Here is a 12,653-nt window from a genome sequence, read left to right as displayed (position 1 = left end):
AGTTGGATCTGCTTATTAATGTCGGCCTGCCACTATCGTTGGCCATAATCATGCTGTCCTTGGGTGTCGGGCTTGAGATCGCCGATTTCCGCCGGGTTGTCAGCAGACGATACCCTTTTTCGATAGGGGCGTTCTGCCAGGTGATCTTGCTTCCCATTGCGGCATTTACGACGGTCAAACTCTTTGCACTGCCACCGGAAATAGCAGTCGGTGTTATGCTCCTCAGCTTTTGCCCCGGCGGTGTTACCAGCAATATCCTGACTAAACTGGCCAAGGGTGATGTCGCTCTTTCCGTCAGCCTGACAGCCATCATCAGCTTGTTGTCGATGGTGACGGTACCCGTATTGGCCGCATGGTCGATCAATCACTTCATGGGCGAGGACGCACCCGAGGTTTCGATCGCCGGGCTGGCCATAGCGATGTTCCTTATCACCACCCTGCCCGTCGCTATCGGCGTCAGTATACGGCATTTCGCAAAAGGATTCGCAGAGCGGGTCGATGCCCCATTGTCCAAACTGGCTTCGATTCTTTTCGTCCTGATCGTTCTCGCCGCGCTGGCCGGGAACTGGGAAATGTTCGTCGAAAATTTGGGGCTGATGGGGTCGGCGTTGATCACCCTGAACATTGCGCTGCTGCTGATCGGGCTGGGACTGGCCCGCGCCGTGAACCTGTCATGGAACGAGAGCAAGACGATCTCGATCGAAACTGGCATCCAAAACTCGACTCTTGGCATCACATTGGCAGCGCTGATTACCAGCACGGAAAACGGGCTAAGCCCTCTTGCTCTGCCATCGGCCGTCTATGGTATCTTGATGTATGTCGTCGCCCTGCCATTTATCGCCTGGCTGCGCCGCAGCTGAGAGGAAAAAACATGTCCAATAACACCGCAGATGCCATTGTCGTTGGGGCTGGGCTGGCCGGGCTTGCGGCCGCGGCCGAGCTAGGCGACCGTGGAAAAAAGGTGATCATACTGGATCAGGAACCCGGTCATTTCCTCGGCGGTCAGGCGTTCTGGAGCCTCGGTGGACTGTTCATGGTCGACACGCCGGAACAGCGCAGGATGGGCATCAGGGACAGCCACGAACTGGCCTTGCGTGACTGGCAGGGCAGCGCGCAGTTTGACCGCGAAGAAGACGCTTGGCCCCGCAAATGGGCCGAGGCTTATGTCGAATTCGCCGCCGGTGAAATGCGGCCCTGGCTGCACGATATGGGGCTGCGATGGTTTCCTGTGGTTGGATGGGCCGAACGTGGCGGTTCTTATGCCGATGGGCATGGCAATTCGGTACCTCGGTTCCACATCACATGGGGCACCGGCCCTGGTGTTCTGGAACATTTCATCCGTCGCGTGCGCGAACATGTCAGCACAGGCCTGATCCAGCTGAAGTTCCGCCACCAAGTCAGCCATATCATTATGCAAAACGGCTGTGCCAAAGGCGTCTCGGGAGAGGTCTTGGCTGAGGACGCAGCCGCGCATGGCGCCAAGACCAACCGGGAAGAGGTTGGGGAATTCGAGGTCTATGCTCCTTCGGTCATCGTCAGTTCGGGCGGTATTGGTGGCAATTTCGAAATGGTGCGCAAGAACTGGCCGCGGGACCGCCTTGGCGAACCACCCAAGGACATGATTGCGGGCGTGCCGTTCCACGTTGACGGCCGCATGATCCCCATCAGCGAAAAGGCCGGCGGGCATTTGATCAACGGCGACCGGATGTGGCATTACACCGAGGGCGTCAAAAACTGGAACCCGATCTGGCCCTCGCATGGCATCCGCATCCTGCCCGGCCCCAGCTCTATGTGGTTTGACGCGCGCGGCAATCGTCTGCTGCCCCCCTGCTTGCCGGGGTTCGACACGCTGGGCACGCTGAAAGAAATCCTGAAGACCGGCTATGAATACAGCTGGTTTGTGCTGACCCAAAAGGTGATCAAAAAGGAATTTGCGCTATCGGGATCGGAACAGAACCCGGATTTCACCTCGGGCAGCTGGAAAGAGGTTATCCGTCAGCGCATTTTGTCAGGATCGCAAGCCACCGCGCCGGTCGAGGCCTTCAAACAGCACGGGGAAGATTTCATCGTTGCCAACACTCTGACCGAACTGGTCAGCGGCATGAACCAACTGGGTGGCGATCTGATCAATGAGGCGCATTTGCGCGCCCAGATCGAAGCGCGGGACTCACAGGTCGACAACCCGTTTACCAAGGACGCGCAGATGGCGGCTATTCTGGCGGCCCGCAACTATCGGGGTGACAGGTTGATCCGCACCGCCAAACCACACAAGTTCCTTGATCCTGCCAATGGGCCGCTAATCGCGGTCAAACTTCACATGCTGACGCGCAAAACGCTGGGCGGTTTGCAGACCAACCTCGACAGTCAGATGATCGGTGCAAACGGTCAGGTCGTTCCCGGGCTGTTCGCCGCAGGAGAGGTCGCCGGTTTCGGCGGCGGCGGCTATCACGGATACAACGCGCTGGAAGGCACATTTCTGGGCGGCTGCATCTTTTCCGGGCGCAACGCAGGACGGTCGCGCGCTGTGGCCTGATTACTGCGTGCGTATGAATTTCAGAACCGGGTCGCCTGCGCTGTCCAGCAGCGCAAGGCTATCGCCCGCCACCGCATAGGACACCACGTTTTGCAGGGCGGCAAAGAACTGATCCTCCACCTGCTCCATCTCGGGCGGGCAGGCCATCAAAGTGGCCGCAATATTGTCTGGAAACGTCAGCGAAGTGCCCGATATCTCGGCCTGCCCGGTGAACCGGTTGCAACCGCCTGAGCCGCTAAAGGCACCGCCTTGCGCAAAATCAAGTTGCGGTGCGCGTTCGCTGTTCAGCACGGCCCCATCCACACCAATCGCCGTCCAGCTTGTGTTTTCCAGCCCCGCCGACGTGGGGCCGCCCGTCTTGACCAACAAAAGGTCGGCCGTATCCGGCGCACCATTGGTCAGGACCGGATACACCGTGTCGGTCGTAAACAGCAGTTGTGACCCACGATATATTGCCCCCCGCACCGCATAGGTCATCCCGTCACGGATCAGAGCATCATCATAGGTCAGTTCAAACTCGGCAGGCACCCCGCTCAGCACGTAGCGCTGCGCAGCCAGCGTTACCGCTGGCGCATCCGCAAGCGATATATCCTGCAGCTCGATATAAAGCGTCGCGTCTTCAGGTACGGCAATCCGTTCGCGATAGGAGGCGGTACCGGTCACCGAACCGGCCGATACATCGCTGCCAATCAGCGCCACCATAATCGCACCCATCACGATCAATTGACCAAATTTTGGAAAAGGCATAATCCCGTCCTTTCGTCCAAGTTCTAGAGGAAAAGATTGTGTCTGGATCAGCCTTTACAAGACCGTCAGAGCAAAACCGGCGGGTTCGCGCCGGTGTTACAACGGCCAGATGATCGGAATAAGCAACGAAGCAAGCAGCCCTACCGTCAGGTTCAAAGGGATGCCAACCTTCATGAAATCGACAAACCGATATCCCCCCGGACCATAGACCATCATGTTGGTCTGATATCCGATTGGTGTCGCAAAGGATGCAGATGCCGCCAACATCACCGCAACTACCAGCGGCCTTGGGTCTACGCCGACGGCCTGCGCCAACCCGATTGCGATCGGCGTGACCACTACCGCAACGGCGTTGTTGGAGACGAGTTCGGTAAGCACCGAGGTCAAAACATAGATGGCCCAAACGATCAGGAACGGTGGCAGCGCACTAAGCCCAGGTGCGATTGCATCGACGATCAGGGAAACCGCCCCGGACTTATCAAGCGCGGCCCCGATGGCCAGCATCGAGAATATCAATGCCAGAAGTCGCCCTTCGATAAAGGAAAACGCCTCATCCGCGTCTATGCAGCGGGTGACCAGAACCAGAGCGACCGCAAGAATGGACAGCAGCAGAATTGGCGCCACACCTAAAGCAGCCAATACGACGATCCCGATAAGTGCGCCAATCGCCACCGGAGCGTGATTGCGGCGGAACGCCCGCGCCGAGGGCTGTGTCACGTCGACCATATCCATATCAGCGGCAAGCTTCTGGATATCGGCAGGTGATCCCTCCAACAGCAGAGTATCCCCGACTCGCACCACGAGGTCGTCTAGTTGACGACCGATATTCTGGTTCCGCCGATGTACCGCCAGAACGTAGACACCATAGCGGCGGCGCAGGCGCATCACGCCCAGCGTTCGCCCAACCATACGGCACCCCGGTGTGATCAGCACCTCGACCGTTTTGGTCTCGACCGCAGAAACCTGATCAACACGCTTTAACTCTTTGTTGCTTTGCAGGCTCAGCAACTCGGTCATCTCGGTCCGCAGGACCACGCGATCCCCAACCTCAAGCGTCACCCCTTTGAGGTTGCGCCGCAAAGACTCGTCCCCGCGGACCACGTCAATCAGGCGTACGCCGGGGCGTTTGAACAGTTGCACCCCTGTCACCTCGCGCCCGATCAGGTTGCTGTCGGGCGGAATGACGGCCTCGGTGAAGAACTTCATCTTAGAGCGATCACTGAGAAGCGAGGCCATGCTGTCGCGTTCCGGCAGCAGGCGCGGCGCAACAAAGCGCAGATAGATCATGCCGTAGATCACTACTGCGATGCCCAAGGGCGTGACTTCGAAAATCGTGAATGCAGCCAGACCCTGAGATCGCGCGACACCATCCACAAGCAGGTTGGTCGAGGTGCCGATCAGTGTCAGCGTCCCCCCCATGATGGCAGCATAGCTGAGCGGGATCAGCAATTTCGAGGCCGGCACGTTCAACGTGCGGGCAATCTGTACAAAAACCGGGATCATCACGACGACCACGGGTGTGTTTGACACCACCGCCGAGGCCAGAACCACAAACCCCATCAGCATGGCAATCGCGATACGCGGGTTAACCTGTGCCTGTTTCTGCGCAGTTGCGGTAAAGGAATCCAATGCCCCGGTTCTGACCAGAGCCCCCATGACGATGAACATCGCCGCAATCGTCCATGGCGCAGGATTGGACAGAACTGCCAACGCGCTTTGATAGGGCAGGATACCGGTCACCAGCATCAGGGCAACGCCCGCGATGGCGACAACCTCGGTCGGGTAAGCCTCGCGCAGGAACATGACAAACATGCCTGCGACAACCAATAGCGCCACGATCGCGCTGCCCGTTTCTGTCAGTTGAAGAAATTGCATTCGTGGTATTCAGTCCGAACCCTGGCCCAGCTTGCGCGCCCGTCGGGCAGTTTCCCGTATTGCGGGCAGCAGGGCAAGCCCAACGTCGCGCTATTGCAGCCCGGCTTGTTGCAAGCAACCCCCAACGCGCACCATTTGCACGGATTTTGCCTGACCATTGCGATCATCGGTTTCCACGAACACACCGCTCAGCGTTGCTTCGCCATTTGCAGGCGTAAACCGCGCCTTGGGCATCCCGGTGATGAACCGGCGCATCGGTTCCAGCTTGTCCATCCCAATGACAGAATCGTAGTCTCCGCACATCCCAGCATCGGTCAGATAGGCTGTTCCCCCCGGAAGTATCTGAGCATCCGCGGTCGGAACATGCGTATGGGTCCCAACCACCAGGCTGGCGCGCTTGTCGCAATAGTGCCCCATCGCCATCTTTTCGGATGTGGCCTCGCAATGCATATCAACGATGATCGCCTGGGCCTGACCGCCGCGCGGGTGCGACTTCAGAATTGGCTCGATCGCCGAAAACGGATCATCGAAGGGCCGCTTCATAAAGACCTGCCCCAGCACCTGTACGACCAAAACTTTGCGCCCGCCAGGGGCGGTATAGAGACGATGCCCGCGTCCCGGAGCACCCTTGGCAAAGTTAACGGGGCGCACAATGCGCGGTTCGCTCTCGATGAATTGCAACATGTCCTTCTGGTCGAAAGCGTGGTCGCCCAGCGTCAGGCAATCCGCCCCTGCATCTAACAGCAGCTTGGCATGATCCCCGGTCAAACCCATTCCGTTCGAGGCGTTCTCACCATTGATCACCACGAAATCCAGCCGCCATTCGTCGCGCAGACGTGGCAGATGTTGCTGAACAGCCGCGCGTCCAGCGCGGCCCATAACGTCACCCAGAAAAAGTATCCTCATAGAAACCGTCTAAGTGTGGCAATTCGCAAGTACAAGCCGTTAAGCTGACCCAATGAACGGCAAAACTCTTTATTTAGGAGATTCTTTATGTTTCGGATCGGTCTGACCTTTGGTGTCTGTGCCACCCTTGCTGCCTGCTCGGAAGAGCAAGCGGTCAACTCAAACCCACAGCTGCCAAACCCCTCGGCCATCTATTGCATCGACAGCGGTGGGAGGTATGAAATTCGGGACGGAGAGAATGGCCAGACCGGCGTGTGCATATTGCCTGATGGGACCGAGAAAAACGCCTGGGAATATTTCCGCGCCAAAAACCAGGGCTGATAGGCTGGTTAAAAGGTCAACACGCGGCTTTCGGTGATAACCATATCAAGCGGTTGATCCGTCGGTTCCAGCGGCAACCCGTCTGCTTCTTGCGCATCGAAGGCAAAACCGATGGCCAGAGTCGGGCGTTTCGCGCGCAGCCCTTCCAATGTCCGGTCATAGAACCCACCCCCATAACCCAGACGCCCTCCATTTGCATCGAATGCCACCAGTGGCACGATCAGAATTTCGGGATCGAAATAGTCATCGACCTCGGGCACTTTGGCGCCAAACGGACCATCCTTCAGCCTGCCTTCGGGCGTCCAACGAGAGAATTTCAGCGGCTGCCCGGCCGCCTGAATGACTGGTACGCCAACCGGGCCATAAGCGGACGCCTCGGCCATGGCGGGCAGCGGGTCACTCTCGGTCCGGATGGGCATATAACCCGACAGGGGTACTCCGCGGTGCCCGGCCAGAATTTCAGACAGTCGCCCGGCGGCACCGGGCGGATTTGCATCAAACGCAGATTTGCGCCGGGCAAAGGCCGCCTTGCGCGCGGCAGCTTTGATTTCGGTCAGATCGGTCACAATAGCACCACGCTGGCAAGCCCAAGAAAGATAAAGAATCCCATGACATCCGTCGTTGTCGTCACAAAGGTTCCTGACGCCAGCGCCGGGTCAATACCCATCCGGTCCAGCACGACCGGTACTACCGTACCGGCAAAGCCTGCGATCACCATGTTCACGACCAGGGCGGAGCCAATCACGACACCCAACAACGGCGAGCCGAACCAATACATTCCCACCACGCCCAGAACGGTGGCAAAACACAGCCCGTTCAACATGCCCACCAGCAGTTCCCGTCGGATCACCCGCATCACGTTCGCACCTGTCAGGTCGCGCGTTGCCAGGGCTCGCACTGCGACGGTCAGCGATTGTGTCCCCGCATTGCCCCCCATCGAGGCCACAATCGGCATCAGAATGGCCAATGCCACCAACTGATCAATCGCCGCCTCGAATTGGGAAATCACCAGCGAGGCGCAGATCGAAGTACACAGGTTTACCGCCAACCACGGCAGGCGGCGCCTGCTGGTCGCGGCCACACTGTCGGACAGCGAGCTTTCGTTGCTGACGCCGGCAAGACGCAACATGTCCTCTTCGTATTCCTCATCCAGAACCACCATCGCGTCATCAATGGTGATCACCCCGACCAGCCGTCCGTCACCATCCACCACCGGGGCCGAGATCAGGTGATACTGATTGAACGCATAAGCCACATCTTCTTCGTCCTGATCGACCGGGATGGTGTAGAATTCTTCTTCGGCAATCTCATGCAGAGCCACCTCGCGCCGAGTGGCCATCAGCTTGCCCAGCGTGACCTGCGCGGTTGGCTTCAGACGCGGGTCAACCAGGACCACATGGTAGAATTGGTCCGGCAGCCCGTCATTGGCACGCATAAAATCAATCGCCTGCCCGACAGTCCAATGCTCGGGCGCCATGACGACCTCGCGTTGCATAAGACGACCGGCCGAGTTTTCGGGATAGGACAGCGCCTGTTCGGCCGCGATCCGTTCGGAATCCTCCAGCGCACCCAGGATGGCTTCTTGCTGGGGCTCTTCAAGGTCTTCCAGCAGATCGACGACATCGTCGCTTTCCATGTCGCGTACCGCATCCGCCAGAACATCGGGACGCAGGACTTCAATAACTTCTTCCCTGACACCTTCGTCCAGTTCAGACAGAATATCGCCGTCGAACTCTTTGTCATACAGACGGATCAACCGGGCGCGGTCATAGGGGTTGATCTGTTCCAGAAGGTCGGCAATGTCGGCAGCGTGCAGCGGGTCCATCAATTCGACCAGCTTGTCGCGGTCATCAACATCAACTGCATACAGAATGGATGCTACCGTTCGACGATCCAGCGCATAGGCGTCATCATCAGAAGTCGGTTCAGTTACGGGTTCGTTAATACCTGTTGTCATATCTGCCCCCGCTCTGTTCGCCCATTGGCCCCTAAATAGAAGAAGCAGCTACCGGAAAACAATGACAATGCGCCGATTTACCGACAACTTTCCTGCCCCTATGCTGTTTCGCAGTCCCAGACAGGCGGAGATGAATGAGTATGGCGCAAAAAACGCTGCTGAAAGGGCGTGTCCTGAGTTTCACTGGCACCCCGTTCGAGGGCGAACCGACCGAGGCTGTCAAAATCAGCGAAGCGGTTCTGATCGAAAACGGTCGGATTTCCAGCGTATCGGATGCCGACAGTCTGAACAATGCCCACCCCGAGGCAAAAGTCGTGGATCATGGTCAGCACGTGATCCTTGCAGGATTTGTTGATGCGCATGTGCATTATCCGCAGACCGCCATGATCGCCAGTTGGGGCAAACGCCTGATCGACTGGCTGAACACCTATACCTTCCCCGAAGAGATGAAATTCGGGGATGCAGCCTATGCCTCTGAGATTGCCAACCGGTATCTGGACCTGACAGCGGCACACGGCACCACCACGATGTGCAGCTATTGCACCATCCATCCCGAGAGTGTTGATGCCTTTTTCCTTGCGGCCAAACAACGCGGTCAACGTGTGGTTGCGGGCAAAACCTGCATGGATCGCAACGCACCCGATGGCCTGAGAGATACCGTGCAAACTGCCTATGACCAATCCCAGACTTTGCTTGAGAAATGGCACGGGATCGACCGCCTGTCCTATGCGATTACGCCGCGTTTCTCACCCACCTCCACACCCGAACAACTAGAGGCCATGGGCGCATTATGGGCAGAGCATCCCCATTGCCTGATGCAAACCCATCTCAGCGAACAGACTGATGAAATTGCCTGGGTACGCGAGCTGTTTCCCGACGCCCGCGATTATCTGGACACCTATGAAAAGTTCGGCCTGCTGGGCCCCAACGGCCTGTATGGCCACGTCATCCACCTTGAGGCACGTGAACGCGACCGACTGCGTGAGGTCGACGCTGCGTTGATCCATTGTCCGACCTCAAACACCTTTATCGGGTCAGGCCTGTTCGACATGGCAGGGTTGATGCGCGACGGACACCGGGTTGGTCTGGCAACGGATACTGGTGGCGGTTCAAGTTTCTCGATGCTGCGCACGATGGCATCGGCCTATGAGATCGGACAACTGCGCGGAACGCCGCTGCACGCCGCGCAACTGCTGTGGCTGGGCACCGTAGGGTCGGCCCGAACGCTGAGGCTGGATGACAGCATCGGCAATATCGCCCCGGGAATGGAGGCCGACCTGATCGTGCTCGATCTCGCCTCCACCCCGGCCATAGCTCAGCGCGAGGCCTGCGCCGATGACCTGTGGGAGGCCCTCTTTCCCACCATCATGATGGGCGATGACAGGGCGATTGCCGAGGTTTGGATCGCAGGTCAACCTGTCAGGACCTAGGATTGCAAGGCAAGGGCCAATCGGTTCTGCCGTTCAATCACCCGGGGCAGATCCAGCGTTGCGATCTGCCCGTCCCGCACGATCTGACGGCCTTCGACAAACAGGTGCTTTACCCTCGTCGGACCGGCAAGTAACAGGGCTGCCGGATCCCAACTGCCCGCGCTTTCGATGCCGCGCGTATTCCAAATGGCTATATCGGCACGCTTTCCGACAGCCAGACGGCCGCAATCAGGTCGGTTCAAGACATCCGCCCCACCCCGCGTGGCAATTTCAAGCGCCTCGCGAGAGGACATGGCATCGGCACCGCTGGCGACACGCTGCAACAACATGGCCTGCCGCGCCTCGAGGATCAGATTGCCACTGTCATTGCTGGCCGACCCATCGACGCCAAGACCCACAGGCACGCCACTATCTCGCATCGACCTTACCGGTGCTATCCCCGAGCCCAACCGGCAGTTCGAACAGGGACAGTGGGCCACGCCAGTCCGGGACCGGGCAAATAGATCAATCTCTGCCCCGTCCAGTTTCACGCAATGGGCGTGCCAAACGTCTGACCCGGTCCATCCCAAATCCTCGGCATATTGACCAGGACGGCACCCGAATTGTTCCTGAGAATAGGCGATATCCTCGTCATTTTCGGCCAGATGTGTGTGCAGCATTACGCCTTTGTCACGGGCCAGAATGGCCGTGTCACGCATCAAGTCACGACTGACAGAGAACGGCGAGCAAGGTGCCAACCCGACCCGGCACATTGCACCCTCTGACGGGTCGTGAAACGCGTCGACCACACGCATCATGTCGTCGAGAATATCTGCTTCGGCTTCGACCAGTGAATCCGGCGGCAAGCCACCATCACTTTCACCAATACTCATGGCGCCGCGTGTTGGGTGGAACCGCAGGCCAACCTCGGCAGCCGCAGCAATAGTGTCATCCAGACGCGCACCGTTCGGATATAAATATAAGTGGTCGGAACTGAGCGTGCATCCCGTCAACGCCAGCTCGGCTAAACCGATCTGGGCGGATACGAACATCTCTTCGGGGCCAAATCGCGACCAGATCGGATAGAGCGTTTTCAGCCATCCGAACAAAAGCGCATCCTGCCCGCCAGGAACGGCGCGGGTCAGGGTCTGGTACAGATGGTGGTGCGTGTTCACGAGGCCGGGCGTAACCACACATCCGCTTGCATCATGGATCTCAGCGCTCGCCTGCAACCCATGGCCGATCTGTTCAATCTGTCCATCTCGGATCAGAATATCCGCGCCAGAAAGCTCACGGCGCTGGTCATCCATGGTCAGGATCGTGTCTGCATTTTTGATGAGGATATCGGTCATCGTGCTCTCCTTGCATCGCCCGTTTCATGCATGGAGTGCAAAAGCTGGCGGAAAACGGGCACAAGAACCAGCCGGATTAAGGCTAATCCGCTCGCCGGGTCGCCGCAACAGTTTTCAGAAGTTGCGCAGAATTTCCAGCGCCGCCGCGTGGATCTGCGGGTTTGCCGCCGCCAGAGCCCGACCGCCATTATGGGCGGGGCCGCCCTGCCAGTCGGTGACGATACCGCCGGCGGCTTGGATCACAGCGATTGGCGCCTGAATGTCATAGGCGTTCAGACCCGCCTCGATCACCAAATCCACCTGCCCCGCCGCAAGCAAGGCATAGGCATAGCAATCCATCCCATAGCGGGTCAGGCGCACATGCTGCGACACCGCCTCAAACCCGGCGCGATCCTCGGGTGCGCCGACCTCGGGGAAGGTCGTGAACAGAATCGCCTGATCCAGCGAGGGCGTTGACCGGGTCTTCAGGGACATATCGCCCGTAGGGCCATGGCTTCGCGCGATATCCGCCGAGCCGATGAAGCGTTCCCCGATATACGGCTGGTCGATGATCCCCATGAATGGGCCGTCCTGCGTGCTGAGTGCGATCAGAACGCCCCAAGTCGGTGTCCCGCTGATAAACCCTCGGGTGCCGTCGATCGGATCCAGAACCCAGGTGCGGCCACTTTGCCCCTCGTGCTGCCCATATTCCTCGCCAAATATTCCATCTTGGGGCCGATGTCGGGCTAAAACCGCGCGCATGGCTTTTTCGGCTGCGCGGTCGGCGACAGTGACCGGATCAAATCCCTGATCCAGCTTATTCGAAGTCTCAAGATTAGACTGCCTGAAAAAAGGAAGAATGGCCGCACGCGCCGCGTCGGCCATTTCTTCAGCTACTTCAAGATCACTCAGCGACATCTTATCCATACGCTACCCGTGCGTTCCGTCAGGATCAGAGTCAACCCGCGAAATCAGGCAACATCACTCAGAACGCGCGCAAGCTCGAACAGGCGGCGACGCTGGTTTTCCGGTATGGCATAGTAAGAGCGGACGAGATCCAGGGCCTCTTTGTCGCCCATAAGGTCTGCAGGAACCGATTTCTTATCCGAGCTTCCTTTCTCGACCTCTTCCAGGCCTTCAAAGAAGAAACTGACGGGAACATCCAATGCCTCGGCAATGTCCCAAAGACGAGACGCGCTGATTCGATTGGCACCGGTTTCATATTTCTGGATTTGCTGAAACTTGATACCAACTTGCTGTGCCAACTGCTGTTGGGTCATGCCAATCAGCCAGCGGCGATGCCTGACGCGTTTGCCCACATGGACATCGACGTGATGGGTCATTGGTACTATCCTCCCTTACACACACAACTGATACGGGTGCGCAACATGCTTTGTTACCGCAACATTAGCGAGCCCGACTTAACCACTCCCTAATTTGGAACATGCCCCCCAAATCAGCACCATAGCGCACTATTACGTTTTTTGGCGCTTTTTTCAAGAAGGTTGAATCTGATTCCACAAACAATGGTTTATAGTTGTGTTGTGAATACCGCGCACACGTTGATTCCAATC

At 58.1% G+C, this 12,653-nt stretch carries 12 protein-coding genes; 4 read left to right on the top strand and 8 right to left on the bottom strand.

The features are described from left to right. Nucleotides 1–2: 2 nt before the first annotated feature. Together AC2FLE_RS00855 and AC2FLE_RS00850 are read left to right on the top strand one after the other, a co-directional pair. Nucleotides 3–860: a bile acid:sodium symporter family protein gene (locus AC2FLE_RS00855; protein ID WP_496694778.1), complete on the top strand. Its 858-nt coding sequence runs from the start codon at nt 3–5 to the stop codon at nt 858–860. Between the two features lie 11 nt (nt 861–871). Next, nucleotides 872–2,533 (top strand): FAD-binding dehydrogenase, encoded by a 1,662-nt coding sequence (locus AC2FLE_RS00850; RefSeq protein ID WP_496694777.1) that lies wholly within the window; start codon nt 872–874, stop codon nt 2,531–2,533. Here the strand turns inward: AC2FLE_RS00850 and AC2FLE_RS00845 are convergent, their stop codons facing one another. From AC2FLE_RS00845 to AC2FLE_RS00835, 3 genes are all read right to left on the bottom strand, one after another. Next, nucleotides 2,534–3,280 carry a YbaY family lipoprotein gene (locus tag AC2FLE_RS00845; RefSeq protein WP_496694776.1) on the bottom strand — a complete coding sequence of 249 codons (747 nt, stop codon included), beginning with the start codon at nt 3,278–3,280 and terminating at the stop codon, nt 2,534–2,536. A gap of 96 nt (nt 3,281–3,376) precedes the next feature. Beyond that, entirely contained in the window at nt 3,377–5,155 is a 1,779-nt protein-coding gene (locus tag AC2FLE_RS00840; protein ID WP_496689672.1) for an SLC13 family permease, read from the bottom strand. A 90-nt stretch (nt 5,156–5,245) separates the two neighbouring features. Then, complete coding sequence (locus AC2FLE_RS00835) at nt 5,246–6,061, bottom strand: TIGR00282 family metallophosphoesterase (protein WP_496694775.1); 816 nt, start codon at nt 6,059–6,061, stop codon at nt 5,246–5,248. An 87-nt stretch (nt 6,062–6,148) separates the two neighbouring features. Between AC2FLE_RS00835 and AC2FLE_RS00830 the strand changes: the two genes are divergently transcribed. Beyond that, nucleotides 6,149–6,382 (top strand): putative hemolysin, encoded by a 234-nt coding sequence (locus AC2FLE_RS00830; protein ID WP_142636759.1) that lies wholly within the window; start codon nt 6,149–6,151, stop codon nt 6,380–6,382. 8 nt (nt 6,383–6,390) lie between these two features. Here AC2FLE_RS00830 and AC2FLE_RS00825 read toward each other — a convergent pair whose 3' ends face one another. After that, the gene (locus tag AC2FLE_RS00825; RefSeq protein WP_496693840.1) at nt 6,391–6,948 is read right to left on the bottom strand and encodes a 5-formyltetrahydrofolate cyclo-ligase; all 558 of its coding nucleotides are present in this window, start codon (nt 6,946–6,948) and stop codon (nt 6,391–6,393) included. Then, nucleotides 6,945–8,339: a magnesium transporter gene (gene mgtE, locus AC2FLE_RS00820; RefSeq protein WP_496694774.1), complete on the bottom strand. Its 1,395-nt coding sequence runs from the start codon at nt 8,337–8,339 to the stop codon at nt 6,945–6,947. Before mgtE ends, AC2FLE_RS00825 begins: the two co-directional genes overlap by 4 nt. 140 nt (nt 8,340–8,479) lie before the next feature. On the opposite strand from mgtE, the gene guaD reads away from it, so the two are divergent. After that, nucleotides 8,480–9,769, top strand: coding sequence for a guanine deaminase (guaD, locus tag AC2FLE_RS00815; protein ID WP_496696059.1), 1,290 nt, complete (start codon nt 8,480–8,482; stop codon nt 9,767–9,769). Here guaD and AC2FLE_RS00810 read toward each other — a convergent pair. The 3 genes from AC2FLE_RS00810 to AC2FLE_RS00800 form a co-directional block, all read right to left on the bottom strand. Next, entirely contained in the window at nt 9,766–11,100 is a 1,335-nt protein-coding gene (locus AC2FLE_RS00810) for an 8-oxoguanine deaminase (RefSeq protein ID WP_496694773.1), read from the bottom strand. The genes guaD and AC2FLE_RS00810 overlap by 4 nt on opposite strands. Nucleotides 11,101–11,214: 114 nt before the next feature. Further along, on the bottom strand, nt 11,215–12,006 hold the full coding sequence (gene hisN / locus AC2FLE_RS00805; RefSeq protein ID WP_496694772.1) for a histidinol-phosphatase: 792 nt from the start codon (nt 12,004–12,006) through the stop codon (nt 11,215–11,217). A gap of 44 nt (nt 12,007–12,050) precedes the next feature. Next, nucleotides 12,051–12,422 (bottom strand): helix-turn-helix domain-containing protein, encoded by a 372-nt coding sequence (locus tag AC2FLE_RS00800; protein ID WP_142636749.1) that lies wholly within the window; start codon nt 12,420–12,422, stop codon nt 12,051–12,053. Nucleotides 12,423–12,653: the final 231 nt, after the last annotated feature.

Source organism: Ruegeria sp. CDSA077 (assembly GCF_059612265.1).
This window is presented reverse-complemented; position numbering and strand designations above follow the sequence as displayed.